General features: G+C 69.1%; 26 protein-coding genes and 1 tRNA gene. 12 read left to right on the top strand and 15 right to left on the bottom strand.

Annotation, left to right across the window (positions count from 1 at the left end; genetic code table 11):
* Positions 1–7 precede the first annotated feature (7 nt).
* The 4 genes from G555_RS0110945 to sp36 all read right to left on the bottom strand — a co-directional run bounded on the left by G555_RS0110945 (position 8) and on the right by sp36 (position 2,735).
* On the bottom strand, positions 8–922 hold the full coding sequence (locus G555_RS0110945; protein WP_169337905.1) for a sugar-binding transcriptional regulator: 915 nt from the start codon (positions 920–922) through the stop codon (positions 8–10).
* A gap of 42 nt (positions 923–964) precedes the next feature.
* Complete coding sequence (locus G555_RS0110940) at positions 965–2,005, bottom strand: galactitol-1-phosphate 5-dehydrogenase (protein WP_084635194.1); 1,041 nt, start codon at positions 2,003–2,005, stop codon at positions 965–967.
* A 107-nt stretch (positions 2,006–2,112) separates the two neighbouring features.
* Complete coding sequence (locus G555_RS0110935; protein ID WP_028708904.1) at positions 2,113–2,577, bottom strand: RidA family protein; 465 nt, start codon at positions 2,575–2,577, stop codon at positions 2,113–2,115.
* Positions 2,574–2,735 carry a Sp36 family protein gene (gene sp36, locus G555_RS22635; RefSeq protein ID WP_169337904.1) on the bottom strand — a complete coding sequence of 54 codons (162 nt, stop codon included), beginning with the start codon at positions 2,733–2,735 and terminating at the stop codon, positions 2,574–2,576. The genes G555_RS0110935 and sp36 overlap by 4 nt, the downstream gene beginning before the upstream one ends.
* An 18-nt stretch (positions 2,736–2,753) precedes the next feature.
* Here sp36 and G555_RS22305 point away from each other — a divergent pair, with 18 nt between their 5' ends.
* Positions 2,754–3,650, top strand: a complete 897-nt coding sequence (locus G555_RS22305) for an ArsA-related P-loop ATPase (RefSeq protein WP_036922449.1) — start codon at positions 2,754–2,756, stop codon at positions 3,648–3,650.
* Positions 3,647–4,780, top strand: a complete 1,134-nt coding sequence (locus tag G555_RS22300) for an ArsA family ATPase (RefSeq protein WP_028708902.1) — start codon at positions 3,647–3,649, stop codon at positions 4,778–4,780. The genes G555_RS22305 and G555_RS22300 overlap by 4 nt, the downstream gene beginning before the upstream one ends.
* Here the strand turns inward: G555_RS22300 and G555_RS21895 are convergent.
* Positions 4,721–5,002, bottom strand: a complete 282-nt coding sequence (locus G555_RS21895; RefSeq protein ID WP_028708901.1) for a WhiB family transcriptional regulator — start codon at positions 5,000–5,002, stop codon at positions 4,721–4,723. The two genes, G555_RS22300 and G555_RS21895, sit on opposite strands and share 60 nt — an antisense overlap.
* A gap of 180 nt (positions 5,003–5,182) precedes the next feature.
* On the opposite strand from G555_RS21895, the gene G555_RS0110910 reads away from it, so the two are divergent.
* From G555_RS0110910 to G555_RS0110895, 4 genes are all read left to right on the top strand, one after another.
* A complete protein-coding gene (locus tag G555_RS0110910) occupies positions 5,183–7,594 on the top strand; it encodes a transglycosylase domain-containing protein (RefSeq protein WP_028708900.1) in 2,412 nt (803 codons plus the stop codon).
* Positions 7,591–8,547 (top strand): metallophosphoesterase, encoded by a 957-nt coding sequence (locus G555_RS19400; protein ID WP_425413848.1) that lies wholly within the window; start codon positions 7,591–7,593, stop codon positions 8,545–8,547. The genes G555_RS0110910 and G555_RS19400 overlap by 4 nt, the downstream gene beginning before the upstream one ends.
* A 24-nt stretch (positions 8,548–8,571) precedes the next feature.
* A tRNA-Pro gene (locus tag G555_RS0110900) sits at positions 8,572–8,645 on the top strand.
* Positions 8,646–9,507: 862 nt separating this feature from the next.
* Complete coding sequence (locus tag G555_RS0110895; protein ID WP_156887522.1) at positions 9,508–9,867, top strand: hypothetical protein; 360 nt, start codon at positions 9,508–9,510, stop codon at positions 9,865–9,867.
* 3 nt (positions 9,868–9,870) lie between these two features.
* On the opposite strand, the gene G555_RS19395 is transcribed toward G555_RS0110895, so the two are convergent.
* Positions 9,871–11,334: a carboxylesterase/lipase family protein gene (locus G555_RS19395; protein ID WP_036922446.1), complete on the bottom strand. Its 1,464-nt coding sequence runs from the start codon at positions 11,332–11,334 to the stop codon at positions 9,871–9,873.
* 164 nt (positions 11,335–11,498) lie between these two features.
* Entirely contained in the window at positions 11,499–12,116 is a 618-nt protein-coding gene (locus G555_RS21290) for a TetR/AcrR family transcriptional regulator (RefSeq protein ID WP_028708898.1), read from the bottom strand.
* A gap of 62 nt (positions 12,117–12,178) precedes the next feature.
* Between G555_RS21290 and G555_RS19385 the strand changes: the two genes are divergently transcribed.
* Positions 12,179–13,657, top strand: coding sequence for an MFS transporter (locus G555_RS19385; RefSeq protein ID WP_245581260.1), 1,479 nt, complete (start codon positions 12,179–12,181; stop codon positions 13,655–13,657).
* A 234-nt stretch (positions 13,658–13,891) separates the two neighbouring features.
* Complete coding sequence (locus tag G555_RS22295; protein ID WP_156887521.1) at positions 13,892–14,452, top strand: hypothetical protein; 561 nt, start codon at positions 13,892–13,894, stop codon at positions 14,450–14,452.
* Between the two features lie 64 nt (positions 14,453–14,516).
* On the opposite strand, the gene G555_RS0110875 is transcribed toward G555_RS22295, so the two are convergent.
* From G555_RS0110875 to G555_RS19375, 8 genes are read right to left on the bottom strand one after another with little or no spacing between them, the layout of a single operon-like run.
* Positions 14,517–15,485: an FAD:protein FMN transferase gene (locus G555_RS0110875; protein ID WP_028708897.1), complete on the bottom strand. Its 969-nt coding sequence runs from the start codon at positions 15,483–15,485 to the stop codon at positions 14,517–14,519.
* On the bottom strand, positions 15,482–15,925 hold the full coding sequence (locus G555_RS0110870) for an FMN-binding protein (RefSeq protein ID WP_028708896.1): 444 nt from the start codon (positions 15,923–15,925) through the stop codon (positions 15,482–15,484). The genes G555_RS0110875 and G555_RS0110870 overlap by 4 nt, the downstream gene beginning before the upstream one ends.
* Positions 15,922–16,680 carry an ABC transporter ATP-binding protein gene (locus G555_RS19380; protein WP_051208834.1) on the bottom strand — a complete coding sequence of 253 codons (759 nt, stop codon included), beginning with the start codon at positions 16,678–16,680 and terminating at the stop codon, positions 15,922–15,924. Before G555_RS19380 ends, G555_RS0110870 begins: the two co-directional genes overlap by 4 nt.
* Before the next feature lies 1 nt (position 16,681).
* On the bottom strand, positions 16,682–17,824 hold the full coding sequence (locus G555_RS0110860) for an ABC transporter permease (protein ID WP_169337903.1): 1,143 nt from the start codon (positions 17,822–17,824) through the stop codon (positions 16,682–16,684).
* Positions 17,825–17,828: 4 nt separating this feature from the next.
* Positions 17,829–19,112, bottom strand: a complete 1,284-nt coding sequence (locus G555_RS0110855) for an ABC transporter permease (RefSeq protein ID WP_028708894.1) — start codon at positions 19,110–19,112, stop codon at positions 17,829–17,831.
* A 1-nt stretch (position 19,113) separates the two neighbouring features.
* Positions 19,114–20,385, bottom strand: a complete 1,272-nt coding sequence (locus G555_RS0110850) for a DUF2318 domain-containing protein (RefSeq protein ID WP_028708893.1) — start codon at positions 20,383–20,385, stop codon at positions 19,114–19,116.
* Between the two features lie 15 nt (positions 20,386–20,400).
* Positions 20,401–21,036, bottom strand: coding sequence for an iron transporter (locus tag G555_RS0110845; RefSeq protein WP_028708892.1), 636 nt, complete (start codon positions 21,034–21,036; stop codon positions 20,401–20,403).
* A 5-nt stretch (positions 21,037–21,041) separates the two neighbouring features.
* Positions 21,042–22,712 carry an FTR1 family iron permease gene (locus G555_RS19375; RefSeq protein WP_051208832.1) on the bottom strand — a complete coding sequence of 557 codons (1,671 nt, stop codon included), beginning with the start codon at positions 22,710–22,712 and terminating at the stop codon, positions 21,042–21,044.
* Positions 22,713–22,885: 173 nt separating this feature from the next.
* Here G555_RS19375 and G555_RS19370 point away from each other — a divergent pair, with 173 nt between their 5' ends.
* From G555_RS19370 to G555_RS0110820, 4 genes are all read left to right on the top strand, one after another.
* Positions 22,886–23,590: a Pr6Pr family membrane protein gene (locus G555_RS19370; RefSeq protein ID WP_156887520.1), complete on the top strand. Its 705-nt coding sequence runs from the start codon at positions 22,886–22,888 to the stop codon at positions 23,588–23,590.
* Positions 23,591–23,622: 32 nt separating this feature from the next.
* A complete protein-coding gene (locus G555_RS0110830; protein WP_028708891.1) occupies positions 23,623–24,057 on the top strand; it encodes a DUF1801 domain-containing protein in 435 nt (144 codons plus the stop codon).
* A 588-nt stretch (positions 24,058–24,645) separates the two neighbouring features.
* Positions 24,646–24,828 (top strand): hypothetical protein, encoded by a 183-nt coding sequence (locus G555_RS0110825; protein WP_028708890.1) that lies wholly within the window; start codon positions 24,646–24,648, stop codon positions 24,826–24,828.
* Positions 24,825–25,007 carry a hypothetical protein gene (locus G555_RS0110820; protein WP_028708889.1) on the top strand — a complete coding sequence of 61 codons (183 nt, stop codon included), beginning with the start codon at positions 24,825–24,827 and terminating at the stop codon, positions 25,005–25,007. The genes G555_RS0110825 and G555_RS0110820 overlap by 4 nt, the downstream gene beginning before the upstream one ends.
* Positions 25,008–25,448: the final 441 nt, after the last annotated feature.

Raw genomic sequence — 25,448 nt, 5'->3', positions numbered from 1 at the left:
CCGGGAATCACCCGCCGGCGTCCAGGTCGAGCAGGTGGATGGCGAGCTCCTGGTCGCAGATGAGGACCTTCACCATCCCGCCGCGGATCGCTGCGAGGGCGACGTGGAGCTTGCTCAGGCCGCTGACGATGTTGATCGTCAGCTTCGCCTTCCGCAGGTCCTCCGTCGTCAGGCCGATGGTGCGCGTGTCCAGGTCGGTGTCGACGGTCCGGCCGTCGGCGTCGATGAACCGCGCGAAGATGTCCCCCGCCGCGCCCTTGCCGCGCAGCTCGGACATGTTCGCCTCGGTCAGGTAGCCGCTGCCGACAAGCACCGCGCTGCCCGTCAGCGCACCCACCGAGGACAGGATCACGTCGGCGTTCCGCGCGATCTCCAGCACCCGCCGCACCGACGGGTCGGCCGACAGCGCCCGTCCCAGGGCAGGCGACTCGACGATCGCCGGCGCCGGCAGGTACAGCGCGTTCCCGACGCCCTGACGGGCCAGCTCGACCGACGCCGTGATCGCGGGCGTCCGCCCCGTCCGGTTGAGCCCCCCGTTGGCCTGGACGACCGTCACGCCACGTGCCCAGCCCGGAGGGATCTGGTCGGCGACGTCGTCCATCGTCTGTCCCCAGGACACGGCGACGACGCGTGGCTGCGGCCGCAGGTCGGCAAGGTACTCCGCCCCGGCGGCGGCCACATTGCGCCGGTTGGCGGACTCCCCGTCGGCGGTCGGGACGACGACGACGTCCTCGAGGCCGAAAACCTTCTTGAGCTGCTTCTCCTCGGCGTGGCAGCGGGCATGCCGGTGGACGATCTCGATCCGGACGATGCCCGTCTGCCGTGCCTCTTCGAGCAACCGGCCGACCTTCCACCGCGTCACGTGGACGCGGTTGGCGATCTCGGCCTGGGTCAGCCCCTGCTCGTAGTAAAGCTGCGCCACACGGAGCAGGAGGCGATCAGTGGAAGGATCCGGTCGCGCCACTTAGTCCATCCCGGGAATGAACAGCACCTTGGAGCTGTGAATCGTTCGCTCGTACATGGCCTTGATCGTCTCGCCCACCTTCGACAATGGCAACTCATGGGTGATCATGAACTCCCACTTCAAGTCACCACGATGCATTGCGTCGACGGTCGTCGTCCACTCCGCGCCCGGGAACGGCGCCGAGAACGAGTTCCACGCGCCGCGGAGGTTGATCTCCAATCGCATGAAACGAGCCCAGTTCGCGTCCGCGATCGGGACCTCGGCATTCGGGATGCCGATGAACACGGCGTCCCCGTGGCGCGCGGTGATCGCGACGGCCTGGTCCTCGGCCTTCGGGTTGCCCGAGCACTCGACCACGACGTCGAAGCCCACTCCCGCGACGTCGAGCGCCTCGGCCGGGGTGATGGCCGCCGACGCGCCGGCCTGCCGGGCCAGATCGGCCTTCTCCTCGGAGACGTCGATCGACACGACCTCGCTGGCACCGGCCAGACGGGCCCACTGGATCGCGAACAGACCGATCGGCCCGCCGCCCCCGATGACCGCCACGCGGTGGCCGTGCCGCAGATGCGTCCGCCACAAGGCGTGGAGGGCGATGGCGGCCGGATCGACCATGGCCGCGGCGCGCGGGTCGAGATCGCTCGGGACCTTCAGCAGCAGATTCGCCGGGCCCGCGACGTACTCGGCGTAGGCGCCGTGACGGCGGGAGCCGTAGTAGTCGTAGTCCTCGCACAGGCTGAACTGGCCCTGCACGCACGGCGGACAGGCGAAGCACGGGATCATCGGCGGGACGGTGACCAGGTCGCCGACCTCGAATCCCTCGACGCCCGGACCGAGTTCGGCGATCCAGGCCGAGAACTCGTGCCCGCAGACGAGGGGCAGCTTGTGTGGTCCCTTCTTGAACATCCGCGCCAGGTCGGAGCCGCAGACTCCGCAAGCGGCGATCTTCATGAGAACCTCGCCCTCGCCGGGCGTCGGCCGATCCATCTCGACCAATTCGACGTCGCCCGGTTTGTGCAGGAGAACTGCCTTCATCTTTGCCATCACGTCCCCGTTCTTCTCAGTAGATTGAGCGCGTTGGACCCGCGATCCGGGCCTCGACGCCCAACATCCGAGGCTAGTCCGCCGCGCTGGGCGAGACCAGGAAACCGTCAGGAAGCCGCAGATGCGACTTCCACGACCATTTCCACCTCGACCGGGGAATCCATTGGTAGGACGGCGACGCCGACGGCGCTGCGGGCGTGGGGCGTGCCGAAGACCTGACCCAGGACGTCGCTGGCCCCGTTGGCCACCTGCGGCTGCGCCGTGAAGTCGGACGCGCTCGCGACGAACACGACGACCTTCACCACGCGGACGAGGTTGTCGACGCCGCCGGCGGCGGCACCCGCGGCGGCCAGCGCGTTGAGGGCGGCGACGCGGGCGAGCGTGGCCGCGTCGTCGGGCGTCACACCGGCGCCGACCTTGCCGGTCCGCGCGAGGGCGCCGTCCACGAAGGGAAGCTGCCCGGCGGTGTGCACCAGATCTCCGACGCGGACCGCCGGCACGTACGCTCCGGCGGGGGTGGCCACGGGCGGCAGGTCGATCCGCAGCTCGTTCAGTCGTTCCGTGACGGTCACTGCTCCTCCAGCGGGCGTTTCAGATACGCCACCAGGTTCTCGGGGTTCAGACCGGGGACGACGCTGACGAGTTCCCATCCGTCGGCGCCCCAGTTGTCGAGGATCTGCTTGGTCGCGTGCACGAGAAGTGGCACGGTGACGTACTCCCATTTCGTCATGGGCCTACCCTAATCGGTATGGATCCGGCCCCGTTGCACATCATCACGGGCAAGGGAGGGGCCGGGAAGACCACCCTCGCCCTGGCATGGGCCGCCCGGCTGGCCCTGGGCGGCGACCGGGTCCTCGTGTGCGAGGTCGAGGGGCGCAACGGCCTGGCCGAGGCCACCGGAAACCGTCCGCTCACGGCCGTGGAGCGTCCGTTGTTCGCCGCCGGCGCCGGCTCGGTCCACGGGTTGGCGGTCGAGCCCGAGGCCGCGCTCACCGAGTACCTCGAGCGGAACGCGGGCCTGGGCATCGCCGGTCGCGCGCTCGACCGGACCGGTCTGGGGGCGTTCGCCACCAGCATCGCGCCGGGCCTGCGCGACATCCTGCTCATCGGCAAGGTGTACGAAGCGGCGCGGCGCACCGCGAAGGGAAGCCCGAACCAGTACGGAGCCGTCGTGCTGGACGCCCCGCCCACCGGCCGGATCGCGAGCTTCCTGACCGCCGGGGACGCGCTCGCCGACGTCGCCCGAGGCGGGCCCGTGCACCGGCAGGCGCACAGCATCATGGCACTCCTCCGCTCTCCGACCACACAGGTTCACCTCGTCACGCTGCTGCGGGAGCTTCCGGTGACCGAGACGATCGAGACGATCGCCGAGCTCCGGGCGCACCGGTTCGCGCTCGGGCTCGTGTTCTGCAACCAGGTCGCACCGGCCGTCGCCGAGCCGCCGACCGATCTCGACCTGTCGCTGTCGCCCGCCCTGCGAGGCGACCTGCTGGAGGTGCTGGCGGCCGCATCCCGGCGGGCGGCCCGCGAGGACGAGTGGCGGAGGACGCTCGTCCCCCACGCGGAGCGGCTCGTCGACGTCCCGCAGGTCACCGGGACGCTCGGGGCGGCCGGGATCGTCGAACTCGGCAAGGACCTGCCGTGACCGCCGTGCTCGATGTGGACGCCGCGCTGGCCGACCGGTCGCGCCACATCCTGCTGCTGTGCGGCACCGGTGGCGTGGGCAAGACGTCGCTGTCGGCGGCGCTCGCGGTGCGGGCTGCCGACCGGGGACGCCGCGTGACCGTGATGACGATCGACCCGGCACGCCGCCTCGCGACGGCGCTGGGCGTCGACCAGCTCACCGACGAACCGGCCCGTGTCGCGGGCATCGACGAGGCGGCGGGCGGCAGCCTGGACGCGCTCATGCTCGATATGAAGCGGACCTTCGACGAGGCCGTGTCCGCCGCGCTCCCGGCCACGACCGCGGCGCAGTTGTTCCGCAACCCCTTCTACCAGACCCTGTCGACGTCCTTCTCGGGCACGCAGGAGTACATGGCGATGGAGCGGCTTGCGCAGTTGTACCGGCAGGCGAGGGTGGAGAACCGGTGGGATCTCATCGTCGTTGACACCCCGCCGAGCCGGTCGGCGCTGGACTTCCTCGACGGGCCCCAGCGCCTGGCCGCCCTGCTGGACGGCCGCCTCATGCGGCTGCTCACCGCGCCGGCGCGCGGTGGGCTGCGGCTGCTCGGGGCGGGCATGAACGTCGCGGCGCAGATCGTCGGAAAGCTCATCGGGACCGAGAGCCTGGCAGACCTGAGCGCGTTCGCGGGGGTGTTCGAGGAGGTCATGGGCAGCTTCCGGCAGCGGGCGGAGCGGACACGGGCGACCCTGTCGTCCGAGCGGGCCGGGTTCATCGTCGTGGCGACCCCCGACAGGGCCGCGCTGACCGAGGCGCGGTTCTTCGCCGAACGGCTCACCGCCGAACGGCTGCCGCTCCTGGGGACGATCGTGAATCAGCGGGTGCGGACGACGGCCGATCTGACCGCGGCCGAGGCGAGGGAGCTGGCCGAGAGCGTCCCTGCGGGGAGCGCCGAACGCGCGGCCCTCGCCGAACAGGCCCGGCTGTACGAGTTGATGACGACGCAGGAGGCGCTGATACGACGACACCTCGCGCCCGGACAGCCGGTGCGCGAGGTGGAAAGGGTGGACTCGGAGATCAGCGATGTGGAGGAGCTACGGCGCCTGGCGCGGGTGATCACCGCACAGGACGGCGGCCCACGACGTGATGTCTGACCGTTGCCGCAGAAGCTGGCGACGCTCCCGCTCGGTCATCCCGCCCCAGACCCCCCATTCGATGCGGTTGTCCAGGGCTTCGGCAAGGCAGTAAGACCGAACGGAACAACCGAAACACACGGCGCGCGCTCTCTTCTGATCAGCACCCTCGGGGAACAGCTGGTCCTGCATCCCGCGGCACTTCGCCTCCAGGGTCCAGTCATCAGCGTTGAGGAGCGACATTGTCTTCCTTCCGATGTCCTGTCCATCAGGATACGGTTTGACCGCCGAGACCCAAAATGCTCCCGACATTCGGCACATACGGGCCGACAGACAACAAATGTTGTGGTAGGCGTTCATCGCCTCGACGCCACGGGTCGCTGGGGTCGGAAGGGCTCAGGCGGCTCACGTATCCTAGGGCGCATGCAGTCTCGCCAGTTCGGGAAAAAGGCCTATGCAGCGGTGATGTTCTGTCTGGTCAGCGCCCTCGGAGGGGTGCTGGTCGCCGGACTGGCCGTCCCCGTCGCCGGGCTCGCGGCAACCGGAGCCAACCTCGGCGTCCAGCTCCTCGACCAGTTGCCCGCCGAGCTGGAGACCCAGCCACAGTCCGAGAAGTCCCGCGTCCTCCTCGCCGACGGCACCGAGCTGACGAGCTTCTACGACGAGAACCGCGTCTACGTGAGCCTCGACAAGATCGCGCCCATCATGAGGGTCGCGCAGGTCGCGATCGAGGATCACCGTTACTACGAGCACGGCGCCATCGACCTCGTCGGGACGCTGCGGGCGCTGGTCCGCAACTCCAGTTCGGGTTCGACACAGGGCGGCTCGACCCTCACCCAGCAGTACGTGAAGATGGCCCAGATCGAGGCGGCCGTCCAGAAGGGCGACACCGCCGGGGTCAAGAAGGCCCAGGAGCGCACGCTCACCCGCAAGATCCAGGAGCTCCGTTACGCCCTGACGCTGGAGGACAAGTTCAGCAAAGACGAGATCCTCGAGATGTACCTCAACATCGCGTACTACGGCGACGGCGCGTACGGGGTGGAGGCGGCGGCGCACCACTATTTCAACACGTCGGCCTCGAAGCTGACCCTCGCGCAGGCCGCGATGCTGGCCGGCCTCGTCCAGAACCCGAATGCGACCGACCCCGTGAACCATCTGGACGCGGCGATGGAGCGGCGCGCGGTCGTCCTCAACCGGATGGCCGAGTTGGGGCTCATCACCTCGGCCGAGGCCGACGCCGCGAAGGCCACGAAGTTCGACGCCTCCAAGGTGCAGACGGCGATCAACGGGTGCCAGAGCAGCCGCTACCCGTTCCTGTGCGACTACGTGAAGCGGTCGCTGCTGAACGACCCCGCGCTCGGCTCCGACCAGAAGGCGCGCGAGGAGCTCCTGTACCGCGGAGGCCTCACCATCCAGACCGCGATCGACCCGAAGACGCAGGACGCCGCGCAGAAGGCGGTGTCGTCGTACATCGACGCCCGGGATCCGGTGATCGCGACCATGTCGATCGTCCAGCCGGGAACCGGCCTCATCCTCGCCATGGCGCAGAGCAGATCGAAGATGGGCAACGACGCGGGCGAGACCTATTACAACTACAACGTCGAACAGTCCATGGGCGGCGCCGAGGGGTACCAGGCGGGTTCGACCTTCAAGGCGTTCGTCCTCGGAGCCGCGTTGGAAAAGGGAATCCCGCCGTCGCGGACCTACAACGCAGCAAGTTCCATGGACTTCACGGGGGAGTACTTCACATCGTGTTCGGGCCGCTTCAAGTCGAGCTCATTCCGGGTGAAGAACGAATCCCCGAGCGGGACGATGAACATGTATCAGGGCACGAAGTACTCGGTGAACACGTACTACGTGCAGCTTGAGCAGGACGTCAGCCTGTGCGCCGCCACGGAGCTGGCCGACCGCGTCGGGGTGAAGCTCGCCACGGGCGGCACGGTGAAGGAGAACTACAACTACATTCCGTCGTTCACGCTCGGAACCGCCGAGGTGACGCCGCTGTCGATGGCGAACGCGTACGCGACCTTCGCGGCTCGCGGCAAGTACTGCGATCCGCACATCGTGTCGAGCGTCACGACCAAGGAGGGCGAGAAGCTCGACATCGACACGGGCTCCTGCAAGCAGGTGATCGAGCAGGGCATCGCCGACGGCATCACGAAGGTCCTCTCCCAGACCGTCACGTCGGGTGGTACGGCGGCGCGGGCCGCGATCTCCGGCGGGTACGACCAGGCCGGCAAGACCGGCACCATCGACGGCCAGGCCGCCATCTGGATGGTCGGGTACACGCCGCAGGCCGCCGGCGCCGCCATGATCGCGGTCGACAAGACCAACTCCTACTGGACCAACCGGTCGAAGGGGGTCGGGGGCCGGACGATGCCTTACTCGAAGACCTACCTGACCGGTTCGTCGGGCGGGGATGTCGGCGCCAACATCTACAAGCCCGCGATGACGGCGGCACTGGCCGGACGCGCGAAGACGTCCTTCACCGATCCGCCGGCGTCCTTCGAAGAGGGCAAGCAGGTCACGATCCCGAGTTGCAGCGGCCTGAGCACCGCCCAGTGCAAGAGCGCGCTGGAGGCGGCCGGCTTCAACGCGGTCGTGAGCTATGAGTACAGCAACGAGCCGTCGGGAACGTTCCTCGGCCTGAGCAAGACCGGGAAGGCGGCGATCGCCAGCACGATCTACCTGCGGTTCTCGAAGGGTCCGCAGCCTGTGCAGACGACCCAGCCGTCCGCGTCGGCGACGCAGACGCAGGCGACGACGCAACAGCCGACCGGCCAGCAGACGACGCAGAGAACACAGCCCAGTTCGTCGTCCACGCGCCGAAGATAGGCGGCGCGGTGATGACGAGGGCGGGCGCCGTCGTGCGGGTCGCCGGGGCGGTTGCGGCCGTCGGCGCGGCGTGCGTCGCCTACGGGGTGGTCGTCGAGCGGCACCGGTTCGTCGTGCGGCGGTTCACGCTGCCGATCCTGCCCGCGGGCAGCCCGACCGTCCGGGTGCTGCATCTGGCGGACGTTCACCTGCTCGCGCGGCAGCGGCGCAAACTGCGGTTCCTCGCCTCGCTGCAGGGGATCGAGCCCGACCTCGTCGTCAACACCGGCGACAATGTCTCCGAGGCGGCGGCGATCGAGCCGTTCTTCGCCGCGCTCGGACGACTGCTCGACAAGCCCGGGGTGTTCGTGTTCGGCTCGAACGACTACGCCGCGCCGGGCTTCACCAACCCGCTGTCCTACCTGGTGGGCGGCACGCGGAGCGCCAGGCGTGAGCGTCCCCTGCTGCCCACCGAGGACCTGAGGTCCGGTTTCGCCGATGCCGGCTGGGTGGATCTCAACAACCGCCGGACAACGCTGGACGTTCGCGGGGTCCGCCTCGACGTCCGCGGGACGGACGACGCCCACCACCGACTGGAGGACCTCTCGGTGGCGCAGGGTCCGGTCGACCCCGCCGCGGCCCTCACGATCGGCGTCACGCACGCCCCGTACCTGCGAGTGCTGGACGCGTTCGTGTCCTCGGGCGTCGGGCTGGTCATCGCCGGCCACACCCACGGCGGGCAGGTGTGCGTGCCCGGGCACGGCGCGCTCGTGACGAACTGCGACCTGGACGCCGAACGCGCGAAGGGCATCTCGACGCATCTCGCCGACGGCCGGATCGCGGTGATGCACGTGTCGGCCGGCGTGGGATCGTCCCCGTTCGCGCCGTACCGGTTCGCGTGTCGTCCCGAGGCCAGCGTCCTGACCCTGACCGCCGTCGACGCCGTTTATGAGCCGCCGCCCCGATTGAGCTAGACTCTCCTTCGGCCCCAGGGCCATCGGGGTGTGGCGCAGCTTGGTAGCGCGCTTCGTTCGGGACGAAGAGGTCGCAGGTTCAAATCCTGTCACCCCGACGCGGTGAAATCCGCTCTGACTAGGGCAAACGCTCCGAGACAGAGCGGATTTTGGCGTTTCGTGCCCCAATCGTGCCCTAGCGTGAGCGTGGAGCTGCCGACATCTGCACGCGCCCTCCCCAAAGGCCAAGCCCCGCATCCGCCAGGCGCTTGAGGTACTGCTGTGACACCACGAGCCGCTGGCAGTCCATAGTTACCAAGAGTTTTGGCTACACGGTGAGAATGCTTGTTGAAGTTCATAAGTATGGCTGGTTTGGCGCCATGACGTAGCGGCACTGCGGGTGATCGCCGCGCACGGCGAGACGTACACCGTCGAGTTCAAGCGCGGACGGCGCCCGAACGACCTGAGCGACTCCGACATCGCGTCAGGCGCAACGCGAACCAGTAGGAGGTCTGACGGCTCATCACACCCCCGCTACACCTCGTTTGTGATGAGCCACTTTTTGTACCTTGCGGCGGCCCTCCGTGGACGGGTGGAGCGTAACCGCGGATTTCTGAACCGAATGCGCCGCCGATGCCCGCTCTTTCGGTAAGAAAAGCCGCGTTGCGCGACTGCCGCCGCCGACCCGGAACCCATAAGGTGAAGAAACCCGCACGCAGTTTCTCGGTGGAGTCCTCGTCCGGACCGGCCCTGATGGCGACGAAGGTGAGTGACAGCCCTGGCCACACGGATCGGAGCGGAAGGTTCCGGGCCTCGACCAAGTACTGTGAGGATCCTGAAGCGATCGGCGATGTCGGACGTCGAGGAGTCCGTCCTCATCTCGAACACGTCACCGGGCCGTAGCAGCGGGACGGGAGATGCAGACCGATGCCGAGTCGAGCCAGGTCCCTGTTGACGGACTTCGTGCGGGACGCGCGGACCGTGGGCCTGGAACCCCGTCCGAATATCGCAGACCTCAACAGAGGTGTCTGGCTGCTGGAGTCCGATGCTCCCATGCCTGAGGGATTCGAAGGGCCCGGATTCGTGCTGACGATCCCGGAAAGAGTCGAGTCCTTGGTCGTCGAAGACTCCTCTGTCGGACAGGAAGACCTGCGGTGGATCGCGTCGCTGCTTCAGGACTGGGTGATCGAGGCGCTGTGGCGCCCGTGGCCGGAGATACACGCCGGCGGCGGGTCCGCGTGCGTGCTCGAGCCCGTCGTGACGGAAGACGGGACGTGCTTCTGGTCGTTTCGGGGCGCGCTGGTTGCCAAGGTCGGCTCGCTGGGAGAGATCGTCGGTTGAGATCTAGTCGAGGAGCGGGGCGAGCGCGGCGTAGCCGTTGTCGATGATGTCGAGAGGGCCTGCGTCGCCGCCGAGCACGGCGACGCGGCGGTGCTCGTCGTCCCAGACGGGCCAGTCGGGGCCGGAGCCATGGGCGAGTGCGACGGCCGCCCCGTGGATGACGTCGGCGAGGTCCTGCGGCGGGGAGTCGCCGGCCAGCGGCGCCACGTCGTCGCGGTCGAGGATGTCCCAGAGGAACGGCAGGTCGAGGCAGTGGATCGCGCCGCCCTTCGTCGGCGAGGCCCAGGAGAAGCGGTAGAGGCGCGTGGCCGCGCCGCCTGCCACGCGCGCGTTGGCGACGCGGACGACCTGCCGCCGGAACACACGATCGGTCACATCCTGGTCGAGCATCGCGGCCGCCCCCGCCACACCCGCCTGCCGCTGCTCGTCCCGGTACTCGCGCAGCTCGTGGCCGCGCAGGCCGGTCGCCCGCAGGACAAGGCTCTGCGGCACGAGGTGCAACCAGGCGGGCAGCGATTCGGCCGGGAAGATGATCTCGTTGTCGTTCGAGCCGATCACCAGTTCCACTCCGCCGCCGACGCCGTGCATGAGCGCGTCGAGGGTGGGTTCGGGGATCAGCTCGCCGTCCACCACCGGTGAGTAGGACGGGGATCGCTCGATGAGGTCCTTCAGCGAGGTGCCGTGCGGGCGCGCCGCCGCCATCTGCTCTGCCAGCACCCGCTCCTCCGGCACGGCCGCCAGCGCCTCCCACGTCGCGGGGACGCCGAGCCGTTCGGCGAGCCGCCGGGTGGCCTCCTCCGCCTCGTCGCGGGTGCGCACCGGCAGCGCGGGCGAACTCGCCCACACCGCGCGGAACAGCGGCGTCGCCGAGGGCGCGCCCAGCAGGGTGAGCACCGAGGCTCCCCCGGCCGACTGGCCGGCGAGGGTCACCCGGTCCGGGTCGCCACCGAACGCCGGGATGTGCTCCTGCACCCACTCCAGCGCCCGCATCCAGTCCTGAACGCCCCGGTTCGCGGACGCGCCCGGGATCGCACCGAACCCGTCGAACCCGAGCCGATAGGACACCAGCACGGTGACCACGCCGTCCCGGGCGAAGGCCGCGCCGTCATGCCAGGGGCTCGCCGGGGAACCGCCGATGAAGCCTCCGCCGTGGATCCACACCAGCACCGGCAACCGTGCGGCCGGGTCGGCGTCCGGGGTGAACACCGAGACGGTGAGGATGCCCTCCCCGGGGATCGCGGGTTCCGGCACCAGGCCGGAGGTCGCCACACGCAGCGGCGTCGGCCCGAACGCCGTCGCGGGCCGCACCCCGTCCCACGGCCTCGCGGGTGCGGGCGGCGCGAACCGGAGCGCGCCCACGGGCGGCTCGGCGAACGGGATACCGAGGAAGGCGGCATGCCCTGCCCGCTGCACTCCGCTGACGCGACCGCTCGGCGTCGAGACGATCGGACCATCGCTCTGGGCCATCGGGGACTCCCTCCACGACGCAAACGAGAACGCACCCGAATCCTACAAGCGCGTGGCAGGGCTCCCACGTCGCCGATGTGTCGGACGATCTCGCTCAGACGGGAAGCGCGTCGGGGGTGCACCGAACGCTCCCGAACCTCCGGATTCCGGCCGAATTCCGGCAGTTAGGGAGCGCTCGACGCGTCTGCGCGCCCGGCACCGAGGGGCTCACTCCCCGCAGCGAGCTCGGCGAAGGCCCGGTCGAGGATGGTCCGCAGCGACGCCTGCTCGTCTCGCCCCCACCGCACCCAGCACTGATCGAGCACGGCGACCGCAGCGGTGGCGAGAACCTGGGACGCGAACTCGTCCGCCCCGTCCTCGACGAGTGCGTCGGCGAGGCTCTCGATCTGGGGGACGCGGGCACGGCGCACCCGGGCGCTGACGAGTGGGAGCGACTGGATGAGACGGAGCTGCTTGCGCAGGCGCTGCGCCGACTCCTCCGACTGCACGACCGCGGGCTCGAAGGCGGCCCGAAGCCGGTGCCACCGGGACCCCGCGGGATCGAGCCGCGAAGCCCGCATCGCCTCCGCGAACTGGTCGAGATCACCCAGGACGGCCGAGACGATCACCTCGTCCTTCGAGCCCAGGTACCGGAAGAACGTCGCCCGGGAGATCCCGAGCCCCCGCGCCAGGTCCTCCGCGGTGAGGGCCTCGTAGCCGTGCTCGACGATGAGCTCGAATGCGGCGTCGACCAGTTCGGCGCGTATCAGCTCATGTGCACGCTCGCGAAGCTCGGTTCTCATAGGCGTATTCTAGGCGAGACGCCGTCTCATACTCGATATTCCGTCGCTTGAACCGAGGTTTCGTGCACGTCGCATCCGAATCGTTCACCTCCCCGTACAGCAGGACCCGCCAGTATCTGGTGGTCGCCGTGCTGGCGTTCGCCGGCATGGGCGCATCGTTCATGCAGACGATCCTGATCCCCATTCAGAGCGAGCTTCCGCACCTTCTGAACGCTCCCGCCGCGGACACCGCCTGGGTCATCACCACCACGCTGCTGGCCTCCGCGGTCGCCGTCCCGATCGTCGGCAAGCTCGGCGACATGTTCGGCAAGCGGGTCATCGCGCTCGTGCTGATGGGCGTCCTCGTCGCCGGCTCCGTCATCTGCGCCCTCGCCCCAGGGCTCACGACCCTGATCGTCGGACGCGCGCTCCAGGGACTGGGCATGGGCGTCATCCCGCTGGGCATATCCCTGCTGCGCGACGTCGTGGACTCCACGAGGCTCGGCACCTCGATCGCACTGGTGAGCGCCACCCTCGGCGTCGGCGGCGCCATCGGCCTGCCGGTGAGCGCACTGGTCGTCGAGAACCTCGACTGGCACATGCTGTTCGTCCTCGCGGCGGCCGTCTCCGCGGTCGCCTTCACGCTCCTCCTCGCGGTCGTGCCCACGGCCGGCGACCCCGCCGGCGGACGCGTCGACATCCCTGGGGCGGTGGGTCTGGCCATCGGTCTGGTGGGCGTGCTCCTGGCCGTGTCGCGCGGCAATGAATGGGGCTGGACGGCCTCGCCGACCCTGATCAGCCTCATCACCGGGGTGGCGGTGCTCATCGGCTGGGGCTGGTACGAACTGCGGCTGACGAATCCGCTCGTCGACCTGCGGGTCGCCGCTCGGCCCGCGGTGCTCACCACCAACCTCGCGTCCGTCGCGATGGGTTTCGCCCTCTTCTCCTCCAGCATCGCGTTCCCGCAGCTCCTGGAGGCCCCGGCGGCCGCCGGGGGGATGGGCCTCGACCTGCTGCAGGCGAGCCTCGTCCTGATGCCCTCGGGCCTGGCGATGCTGGTCATGTCACCGATCGCCGGCCGGATCGAACGCTCCGCCGGCCCGAAGCCGCTGCTGGTCGCCGGTGCGATCGTGCTCACCGGGGCCTACCTGGTCTGCGTGATCGTCCCTCTGCACGTGTGGACGATCGCCGTCGTCAACACCATCATCGGCGTCGGCATCGGACTCGGCTACGCCGCGATGCCCGCCCTGATCATGGGCGCGGTCCCGCGCCACGAGACCGGGGCCGCCAACGGCCTGAACACCCTCATGCGCGCCTTCGGCACCACCGTCGCCTCCGCCGCGGTCGGCGCCATCCTCGCCGCCTCCACCGGCCACGACGTCACCGGCGCCTTCGCGCTCGTCTTCGTCATGGGGCTCGCTGCCGCAGCGATCTGCGCCACGCTCAGCGTCTGCATTCCCGTGCCCCGGGTGACCGACGAAGCTCACGACGCAATCGAGGAGGGATCGGAATCGTCCCCGGCCGACGGTGCAGTGATTCGGAGACCCGCCTCGGCCGTCTGACCCCGGACGAGTTCGCGACCGTCACCAGCGCACCGGGGCTGCTCGAAACCGCCGTCCTTTCGACAGGCGTCGGGACCGTCCTTTCGACAAGCTCACGGACCCCCTTGAGGACCTGGGGGCAGGCAGGCTCAAGGATCGGTGAGGCCGTCCGAGCTCGACACCGGTCGCACTCGTGACGTGCCGATCGACCCGCACGGCGGCATCCGGTGATGACGGCTCGATAGGCCGCACTCCATGGATGTCGACGCCGAGCACGCGGCTCCCGGCTCCGTCGGCGTCGACGAGCGTGAACGCGTCATCCGCGCACTGCGCATCGTGCACAGCGCGATCGGCGTCGGGGAACTCGCCTGCCTGTCCTACGTCTGGTTCTGTGCGGCGGTTCGACGTCGCGACCACTGGCTGGGCCTCTCCATCGCGACCCTCGCAGGAGAGGGCATCGCCCTCGTGGTCGCGAAAGGATGCCCCTTCGGGATCCTCCAGCGCAGAGCGGGTGACGACGTCCCGATGTTCCAGCTTTGGTTCGGGCCGCGGATCGCCCGTTTCTGCGTTCCGGCCCTGACGGCCGCGGCGAACGCTCGGCATCGGCTGGTCGGGGAGAGCCGGGCGGCACAGTCGCGGCTTTTCTTACCGAAAGCGGCCCGGCTGAGGGACCAGCTCTGTCAGGCGCGACTTTGTGCACCGAATAGGCCCACCGACCGCCGCTCATTCGGTGCAGAAGTCCGCGGCGGGGACACGCATCGACCCCCAGTGGCGCCATACCGCACAGAAAGTCGCAGTTCGCCGCTGTGGCGCTGAGGACGACCGGGGACGCAGGCCAGCAGGTGGACCCGGACCAGCCCCGCGGCGCGTCCTCCCCGGATCAGCGATCGAGGACGTCCTGCAGGCGTCGGCGGATGCCCCTGCGCAGGGACACGCGCCGCCCCATGCCGGGCGTCGCGACCAGGTCGCCCGAGACGGTCAGGAACAGCGCCTCGACCTGCTCGTCCGCGCACAGCTCCAGCCCCGGTCCCGTTCCCAGCACCATGCACGCCGTGGACAACGCCTCACTGCGCATGCCGTCGTCGCTCAGCACGCCGACCGCGCAGACATCCGTGCGGACCCGGCCCCCCGTCCGGGGATCGAGCAGGTGCTGCGGGACGATCCTCTCGCCCCCCCGGCGTTGCCCGCGAACCCCCGACATCGAGAACGAGCCCCGCGACACCTCGATGTAGCCCAAGGTCTCGGGCACGTCCTCCCAGGGCGAGCCGATCGCGATCCGCCATGCCTCCCGGACCGGGGGTGTGCCCGTGAACGAGATGGACGACGTCCCCACCGACACCATCACTCCGTGCGCATCCGCCTCACACCGGTCCCGCGCGGCGTCGGCCGCGTACCCCTTCGCGATGCCGCCGAGGTCGATTCGGCACCCCGGAGCGAGAAACGCCTCCCTGACGCCCGAGGCTCCCGTGCGGAACCGCAGCCGAGGGCCCTCGACGGGCGTGTCGGCGACGATCGCGTCGAAGGCGCCCGCCGTGAGCGCCCGGTACCGCTCGGCGGCCTCCGCGACGGCCGCCAGGTGCCGCCCCACGGGCAGCCACCGCCCCGGGGACGCGTTGATCCGGCTCACCTCGCTCGCGGGGAGGAACCGCGACAGGGCCGCGTCGATCTCGGCGACCACGTCGTGCGCCGGAGGAGCAACGCCCACGACCGGCCCGGCGCCCACCAGGCAGACGTGGACCGTCGTGCCCATCGCCGTCGAGGCCGTCCAGCGGCCACCGCTCTCCCACTCCGCGATGTCGCTCGCACCCCTCCCGGCGCCACCGGCCGCGCCGCGGCCGCCGGGGGTCATTCGCTGTCGCTCAGCGCGTCGGCGACCGCCTCGACGAACTGACGGTGCGACACCGACGCCCCCGCGATGATGTCGACCTCGTCGGCGTCGCCGACCTCGGTGAACTGCGTCACGTACTCCTTCTCGGCGGCGATGGCGGCCTGGGCGCGTTGGTAGAACGCGTCGTCGACCGGCTTGCCCGTCGACTTCGACAGCCCGTAGTTCTCGTCGTGGGGAGTGCCGTCGGCGTCGGCGATGACGAAGGACGCCTCGGTGATGACGTTGCCCTTGATCGTGAAGGTCACCGTCCCGACCGCACCGTCGTCGTCGGGCGCGCTCGTCCCGGTGTAGGTCCCGTCGGGATAGTCCGACGCCTTCATGTTCTGGCCGCATCCGGAGAACACGGCGATGCCCAGCGCCGCGGCGAACGCGAGCGTGCGCGTCGTGTACGCCCGTCTCACCGGCTCTCCCCCTCTCCGTCCGCCGCCGCTGCCGCTGCGGACCCGGTGGACACGGCGGTGGACGTGCCGAAGGCGCGGACGTAGTCCTCGGTCTCCACGACGTCCGCGATGCGCCCGTGGTTGAGGATGACCTGGCGCTGGCCCTGGCTCGCGACCATGGCGTCGTGGGTGACCACGACGAGAGTCGTGCCCTCGTCGTGCAGCCGGTGGAACAGGTCGAGCACGATCTGCTCGTTGGCCTCGTCCAGGTTCCCGGTGGGCTCGTCGGCGAGCACGACCGACGGCGAGTTGATCAGCGCCCGTGCGATGCACACCCGCTGCTGCTCCCCGCCCGACATCTCCCGCGGCAGATGCGTCGCCCGGGAGCCCATGCCGACCCGCTCCAGCGCCGCGTGGGCCTCCCCCTCGTCCGGCATCGAGTGGTAGTACTGCGCCACCATGACGTTCTCCAGCGCCGTCAGGTGCTTGATGAGGTGGAACTTCTGGAAGATGAGCCCGATACGCCGGCGCCGGATGATCGCCAACTCCCGCTCCCCCTGCCGGTCGAGCCGCTCGCCGTCCAGCAGGACCGTGCCGGACGTCGGGGTGTCCATGCAGCCGAGGATGTTCATCAAGGTGGTCTTGCCCGAGCCGGACGGCCCGACGATCGACAACCATTCCCCCTTGTGGATCGTCAGATCGGCGTTGTTCAGCGCCGCGACGTCCCCGTAGACCCTGCTGACGCCCGTCAGGCTGTAGACCGTCTGCGAATCCATGTCACTCTCCCCCCAGCACAACGGCCGGATCGATGTTGGTGATGCGCCGCACGGTGACGAAGCTCCCCAGGCCGCTGACCACCGCGGAGATCGCCATGGTCAGCGGAACCACCCACCAGCTCGCCTGCAGATTCAGGTTGAAGACCTCCTGGGTGACCGCGCCGCCCACGGCCATCCCGCACAGCGCACCCACGAGACCTCCGAACAGACCGAGGATCACACCCTCCCCGAAGAACTCGCCGACGAGTTCCTTGTTCGATGCGCCGAGGGCCTTCTTCAAGGCCAGCTCCGTCGCCCGCTCGCTCACGACGGCGTTCATCGTCGTCGACACGCTGATGAGGGTCAGGGCTCCGACGACGAGGCTCACGATCCAGATCAGGGCCCGCAGCGTCAGCAGGACACTCGACTCGGACTTGGTGATCCGCTTGACCACCTGCGCATGCACGGAGTCATCCGTGTCGTCGATCATCGTGGCGATGTCGCCGAGCTCACCCTCGTCGGCGAGCAGCGAGTACTCGATCATGTCGAGCCTCCCGTCCGCCGGGAGGATCGACTCGAGATCGTCCAGCGACAGCACCAGCATGGCGTCCTCCGACCCGCCGGTCCGCAGCACGCCCGAGACCGTCAGGTTCACCGCCGCGGAGTCGGTGCCGTCGTCGGTCTGGGTCCGCACCGCGATCTGCTCGCCCGCCTCGAAGCCGTACTTCTTGGCCAGGTCACGGCCGACGAGCACCTCGCCCGACCGGGCGGGCAACGCCCCCTCGACGCTCCAATAGGGACGCATGGCGGTGGCCAGGGCGAAGTCGGTGGCCATCGCCGACACGGGCTGCTGGTTGTACAGCAGGTTGTCCTGCCGGTACGGCGCGTAGCCGACGACCGTCGCCCCGTCCGCGGCCAGCGCCGCGTTGATGGCCGTGAGGTCGTCGGTCCGCACCGTCTGCGCGCCCGCGGGCGACACGACGAGATTCGCGCCGTAGGAGCGCAGCTCGCGCGCGATCTGCTCGGGGACGGTGTAGGTGATGATCCCCAGCGCCGACAGCGTCGTCGCGCCCACGATGATGGACAGCGACGCGATGAGAACGCGGGAGATCCGGCGGATGAACGATCGCGTGATCATCCGCAGGTACATCCTGGCGCGCGTCATGCCCCTACTTCCCATGGAGGACGTTGGACGGCTTCAGCGCCATCAGCGCGCGCAGGGACGGCAGGGATCCGAGCAGGATCATCGACGCGATGAGGGCGGCCATGACCGGCAGCACCAGCGGCCGGAGAGTGATCCACGACGAGAACACGATCTGGCCGATGATCTGCGCCAGGCCGATGCCCAGCCCGAAGCCGACCGCCCCGCCGACGAGCCCGACGATCAGCGTCTCGGTCAGGATCAGTCCGACGATGGACGCGTTGCGCGCGCCGATGGCCTTCAGCAGCCCGATCTCGGGGGCGCGCTCCATGACGCTGGCCGTCACGAGGTTGGCGATGCCCAGCGCGGACCCCACCATCGCGAGAATCGCGATGAGGGTCATGATGAGCTGCGTCTTCTCCAGGATCACGCCTTCCGAGTCGGCGATCTGCCGCACCGGCTTGGCCACCGCGTCGGTCATCGACTCCTCGATCTGGTAGGAGATCGACGACACGTAGGCGGTGCAGTACCAGGTCTCCCAATCGGACACCGACAGGCTCGACGGGTCGCTCTCGGCGCGCTGCGACAACTCGTTCTCGGGGGTCGTGATCGCCCTCACCTCGATGCGATCGATCTCGCCCGGACGTCCCGCCACCTCCTGCGCGACGGCGAGCGGGGCATACACGAGGTCGTCCTCCTCGCTGCCCGCATGGAAGATTCCGGCCACCGTGGCCTCCGTCGCGCCCTTGCTGCCGGTGATGGTGATCGTGTCCCCGACGCTCCACCCACGGGCCTCGGCCAGGTTCGTCCCGACCATCACCTGGCCGGAGTCGCCGTCCGCGGCCCAGGCCCCGTCGACGTCCCACCAGTCGCGCAGATGTCGCAGGCCGGTCGTCACCGGATCTCCGGCGGGCATGGCCATCGTGTTGTCGAACCAGGTGCCGATCAGCGTGATGTCGGCGGCGTCCTGGGCCGGCTGGTCGGCGCGGACCGTGATCGTGAGGTACGGCGCGAAGTCCTCCAGGTTGTTGGCCCAGAAGATCGTCTTGAGCCGGGGCAGTTCGTCCTCCTTCAACGCGCCGGTCGTCTCGTCGTCGGTGCTGTACACGTCGGAGACGACCGAGGCGCCCTTCGGGGTCACCTCGATGTTGGCGCCGTAGGAGGCCAGTTCCTGTTTCACCTTGTCGCCGATGTCGAGCATGACGGCCATCATCGACGTGGTGAGGGCGGCTCCGAGGCAGATCGTGACGGCGATCATCACACGCTTGCCGAGTTGCCGCCGCAGGGCGCGGAAGATCATCAGGAAGAACATGTCAGCGGAACACCTTCGCTTGTTGTTCCAGCTCTGCGACCTTGAACAGGAGCTTGCCGTCGGCCAGGTCGTAGGAGATGGGGATCGGGTTGCAGCCGCCCGCGAACCCGATGGTCTGGACGTTCATGACGACATCGCACTTGCGGCACACGACCTTGCCGTCCCGCTCGTAATAGCCGCTGGGACCGCAGATCTCGCACGCGTCCAGGCCGGTGCCGAACGCCGCGGACGCGTTCTTCTGGATGACGATGAAGCGCACCTCGGTGCCGCCGGACGCCTCGTAGGCGAACCGGTGCAGGTGCCCGTCGCTGACGGCGACCACGTCGACCTCCACGTTGTCGCCGTTCACCACCGACGGCTCGATGGGCGACAGCTCCGGGACGGCCTCGGCGATCTGCTTGCCGACGGTGTACGTGGCGGCCAGCCCGACCCCGACGACCACGGACGCTCCGAGGAACCGCCGCCGGGAGATCGTGTCGGCCCGGACCAGCCGTCGCTCCGCCGGCGCCGCATCGGCGGGCGCCGCGCGCCGTCGTGTCACGATCGCGATCACGGCGGGGACGACGGACAGGACGACGTAGGCCAGCAGGATCGGGACGCTGTTGCGCTGGATCCACAGCAGGACGTCGAAGTTGAGCGAGCTCTTCGGCACGAACTTGACGGCCGCGTACTGCTGGTACAGGGGCGCCCACTGGCACACGATCGCGACGGCCATGGCGAGTGTCGTGACGATGCGCCGGGCCAGGCTCGGCACCCGGCCGAGGCTCACGGCGACGATCCAGCCCGCGAAGGCCGTGACGACGACGCCGAGGATGTAGCCGATGAGGTTGAGCAGCGAGTCGCTGGCGAACAGGGTGCCGTTCATCGGCACGACGCCGTCGATCGCGATGTACAGCGGGATGCCGTAGTAGAGGTTGACGAGCAGCAGGGACGCGAGGCTCGTCCAGGTGAGGAATCGGCTGCGCCGGCCGGGAGCGTCGGTCACGAGCGGTCGCCGGGTCATGAGCCACAGGGCCGCGAGGAACGCGAACTGGGCCGCCAGCAGGAAGGTGCCGGCCCAGATGTTGATGACGGGCAGCCGGATGTGCTGCGTGTTGAGCCGCAGCCAGACGATGACGACGGCGGCGACCGCACCCGTCCCGAGGCTCGCCACGGTCAACCGTCCTACGCGCTGACGCCTGGTCGGCGCGTAGGAGCGGTTGGCGATGAGCATCGCCGACAGCACGCACAGCGGAAGTGCGAGCTCAGCAGAGGCTACGAACAGTTTCAGCATGGAGAATGGGCCGCGTCAGAGCAGCTGGCCGTCCCATTCGAAGTTGTCGAACGTGACCTTGAGCGGGTCTGTCCAGAACCGGCCCTTCACACCGCTGGTGTCCTTGCCCGTGTGCAGCATGAAGTCGTCGGCCGGGGACTGGATGGTGAGTTCGACCGTGTACTTGCCGGGATCCAGGCTGATGTTGTTGCCGTAGTGGGGTCCGTCGGAGGCGATCATCGGCATGAGCGTTCCGAGGTCGACGACCTTGCCGGTGGTCTTCTCGGTCAGCTTCGGGCTGATCTTGAGGTAGGGCATGAACTGATCGGCTTCGTACCCGATGTCCTTGGCCTTCTCCGTGGTCTTGATATCGATCTCGAAGTGCATGTCCGAATCGGATGCCGGCGGCATGTTCATCGAGCCGTGCTCCAGGTCGACGGCCTGGAAGTAGACGGCCGACACGATCAGGTAGTCTCCGGCCTCCTGCGGTCCGGAGTCACCGACCTCCTTCTCCTGGATGCCGACCACCGTGCCGTCGGTCTCCTCGGCGGCAGGGCTCTCGCTGGTTGTCGTCGTCCCGCCGGGTGTGGTGGCGGTGGTCTCCTCCGGAGCGCCGGAGCATCCGGCCAGCGCCAGGACGAGTGCAGTCGCGCCGAGCGCGACCTTCCCCATGATCTTCACTGTGTTTCGACCCTTTCCTTGGTGTGATCTGAGGGGGTGGGGGCATCGTTGCCGTCCGCGGACACGCTCGCTTCGTCGGCGGGAACGTCCGCGTCGTCGGCGGGAACGGGGGCCGGATCGTCCGGCGTGGCCGGCTGTCCGACCGACTTGCGGAACTGCCACAGCATGAGCGCCAGCACGACGACGGTGACGATCCCTTGTGCCGCAAGGGTCTCCACCGTCGGGTACAGGCCGAGCCAGGTCACCTGCGGGACGCCCGCCACCGGCGTCGCGTCCACGAGCATGGCGTCCTGGAACTCCTTCACCGCGCCGCCGGTGATGGTGATCGCCAGGATCGCGAGGAGCACGGACGTCCAGCGGAAGAAGGGCCGCAGCGGCAGTCTGACGCCGAAGAGCCGCACCGCCAGGAACAGGACGGCGAGCACGACGACGGCGGCGGCGAGGCCGGCCCAGATGAGCAGATGATCGGTGGTCGTCTGCGCGGCGCCGAAGACGGGGATGTAGAACAGGATGGTCTCGAAGCCCTCGCGGGCCACGGCGAGGAACACGACGGCGAACAGCGCCCACCGGCCTCCGGCCGCGGACTGCTTGTCGACGGTGTCGGTGATGTACCGGTGCCAGGCGTCGCCCTCGGATTTCGAGAGGATCCAACTGCTGATGTAGATCAGCATCACGGCCGCCAGGGCGCCGGCGATGCCTTCGATCAGCTCCTGCGTCAGGCCGAGCGCGGCGCTGCTGGTGAGGGAGTTGAACAACACGGCGAGCCCGACGCTGACGGCGATCGCCGCCACGATGCCGAGGTAGACGCCCCGGAGCTGGTCTCGCCGGCCGGACTTGATCACGTAGGTGATGACGGCCGCCACGACGAGGAGCGCCTCGGCGCCCTCGCGGAGCAGGATGAGGAAGGACGCGACGAAGCCGCTCCAGCCGACGGCCTCGTTGGCGCCCAGGGAGTCGAGCGAGGCCGCGTCCTCGGTCACCATCCGGTTGAGGGTCTCCACGTGGCTGCGCACGTCGTCGACGGGCACGCCGTCGCGGATGTCCATGCGGATCTGACGGAACTCCGCCTCGACCTCGGCGACGCGTCCGCTGCTGAGGTACGACAGGGTCGCCTTCTCCAGCCCGTCGGCCTCGTAGTGCTCCAGGTAGGCGCGGCTGGCCTCGGTGAATGCGGCGTCGTGGTCGCCCGCCTCGTACAGTCGCAGCGCCTCGTTGCTCGTCTCGACGATGCTCTGCGCGACCCTTCCCCATCGGTCGCTGACCTCGGGGGCCGTCCGCACCTCTTCGACGTCGGTCGTGAGCTGCGTCGTGAGCTGGGCGACCGCCGCTTTCACGTCGGCCTGCGGGGCGCCGTCCCGGGTGAGGTTCCGGAGCTCGACGACGCCGGTCTGGAAGGCGGTCGCCCGGTCGGCGCCCAGGCGGTGCTTGACCTCGTCCTCGAGTCCGCTGGCCTGGTACTCCTCGTAATAGGCCTTTCGGACGTTGGCCTCGACGCCCTTGAGGTCGCCGTCCGCGTAGAGCGTGGGAACCTCGTCGAGGAGGGAGGTGATCGATTCGGTGACGTCCTGCCAGTCGTCCTGTGCGGCCGCGGTGCCGGTGGATCCCCACACGACCGCCGCTGCCAGCGCCAGAGCGCCGAGCCACGTCAGGATCCGTCGTACGCGCACGCTACTCCACCTCGGTCAATTAGGTTAGGCTCCCCTCACTCTAGGGCCGGCGAACCGATCCCGCAGCAGTTCACAGAGAAGAGACAAAGGTGTGAGACGGCATGGGGCCCTGCACCAACGCTCACGCCGATGACCGGCCATCGCGCGGCCCCGCGTCGGGGTACGCTCCACGCGTGTCTCCCGCCTCCGTCAGCGCTGTGCGGTTCGGATTGCGAGCAGCGATCGTGGCCGGCGCCGGGCTGGGCCTGGCCCTCATGCTCGGCGTCGCGAGTGGCGGCCTCGCGGTCTCCCAACTGGCGTTCTACACGATCCAGAGCAACATCCTCGTGTTCGCCTGCTACCTCGCCATCCTGATTCGCACGGTGTTCCTGTGGATCTCGCAGCGCCGGATCGCCCTCGCCGGCGATCCGCCCGCACTCGCGATGGGCGCCGTCATGCTGGCGATCCTGGTGACCGGGCTGGTCTACAACCTGATCCTCGCCCCGGGTCTGCCGGATCTCTCCGCCCACGGCGTCGACCCGCTGGGCAACCTCCTCGTGCACCTGGTCACCCCCGCGCTGGTGTTCGCGGACTGGCTGTTCTTCGCCGACACGGAGGACCTGCGCTGGTGGGCTCCCTTCACATGGGCCGCCATTCCACTGGCCTACGTCGTCTTCGCCATGGTCCGAGCCGAGGTCGGCGGCCCGATCCTCCCCGACAGCCGGTATCCCTATTTCTTCCTCGACGTCGACCGCTACGGAGCGCCGCAGGTGCTGCTCAACGTCGCGGGGCTGGTCGTGTTCTTCCTCGTGATCGCCTACCTGGCGATCGGGCTCGGACGTGGGCTGCACAGGCTCACGCGGTCGCTGCCGCAGCGCGCCTCGTCGTCTTCGAGGTGACGCACAGGCCCACCATGATCAGGAGGTGCACCATGGAGCCCACGGGCGGCGATGTCGCCGCATTCCTCGACAGGGTCGTCCCGGCCGTCCGTCGGCGCGACGCGGAGACACTCGTCGCCCTGATGCGCAGGGCGACCGGACGGGAGCCCACGCTCTGGGGCACGATCGTGGGCTTCGGCTCCTACCACTACGAGTACGCCTCGGGACGCCGGGGCGATGCGAGCGCCGCCGGCTTCGCGCCACGCAAGGCTGCGACCGTGGTCTATCTGGTCGACGGCGTTGGCGCACACGCGAAGGCTCTCGCGCGTCTCGGGCCGCACAGGACCGGAGTCGGATGTCTCTACATCACCGACCTCGAGCGGATCGATCTCGACGTGCTGGAGGAGATCGTGTCAGCCTCGTATCGCACCCTGACCGCCGGCACCTATGGCTTGCGCGCCCGGGAGGGCGGGGCGACCCCGGCGTAGCTGTGCCACGCGGCGGGACGGGATCCGGCTCCGGGCCGTCCGCCGCGACCGGGGTATCGATCCGGCCTGCACCTGGACCCACCCATGCTCCGTCCCTGCGCGCGGAGAGACTCGGCCGAGGGTCGGAAGCATCTCCCATCTCCCCAAAGGCGGGGCTCCGTCCCTGCGCGCGGAGAGACTCGGGAGGGCCGGAACGGTGGGGATCTCACGCGGTTTTGTGACATCGACACGTCATCTTGTGACACGTTTCCGGCGCGCGTCGTTCGCCCCGCGAGCGAGGCGGTCACCGCGGCGGCATCGCCTTCGCTCGATCTGGATCCCCTCACCCGGCGTGCCGGCGCTTCACCCGCGAGCCGCGCGCCGCCTTGCCAGGGCGGTCACGGGAACCAGGTCGGAGAACTCCCTTCGGCCGAAGGACGCGGGCCGGCTGCGCGACGACCGCTCTCATGTCGCGCGGTCGGTAACCTGTTTCGCGATCCGAAAGGCCAATCCTGGCGGCCACATGGGGGTTGCACGGTGAGCGACGGTCTGTTTTGCTGCCGCCAACGGCCGTTGACGAACACCCATCCTCAAGGCAAGGAGAGACCGATGAAGGCTACACATTTCATCGGAGCCCTCGCGTCCACACTGCTGGCCGTCGCGATCGACAAGCTATTCGGCAGCGCGGCGGCTGCGGGGAAATGCGTGAGGATCACCTTCCCCCACCCGGTGATCACCAACCTCGTCACCATGGCACTATTCATGCGCTACACGACGGTGACCTGCCGATGACCGGCTGGAATCCCGGACGGATTGCCATCTACGCGGCTATCGGCCTGCTTTGCGGCATGGTCCCGTCGACCACCATTTACCACACCCTTGTCGCGTGGCCTACAGTCGCCTTTCCGGTCTTTTTCGCTGGGCTCGAGGCGCTCCGGCAGCGCAAGAAGGCCCGCAACCCGGACGAGTGAAGGACGGCGAGCCAGGGCGCTCAGCAGGGCCGTGGCCACAGCCCTGCTGAGCGCCTTCTCGACATGACCGTTACGCAGGCCCGGACGGCATCGACGGAGTTCTGCGGTCGGTCCGGGGGCCCCGAGTATCCGGTCTGGCTGGAGGAAGGGCACAGCCACGCAGGCATCAACGGTGACGTCCGCCAGACTGCGATCGACGAGCGGCTTGCCGTCTCCGCGGCCATCGGCCTGCTCTGCGGAATAGTCCCGTCGACCGCGGAGAGCCGCATACTCTCGGGCTGTGGGACTCGCACGCGATTTGTGACATCGACGCGTCACTTTGTGACAAGTTTCCAGCGCGCGCCGTTCCTCCAGCGGTCGAGGCGGTCACCGCAGCCGCAGCGCCTTGTCTCTACCGAGGCCCAACCGGCCGACGAACCGGTGGCCGGGCCGGCCGAGACG

It is taken from the genome of Propionicicella superfundia DSM 22317 (genome assembly GCF_000423465.1).
Taxonomy (GTDB): domain Bacteria; phylum Actinomycetota; class Actinomycetes; order Propionibacteriales; family Propionibacteriaceae; genus Propionicicella; species Propionicicella superfundia.
Note: the sequence above shows the minus strand (reverse complement) of the source record. Positions and strands in the feature narration are given on the sequence as shown.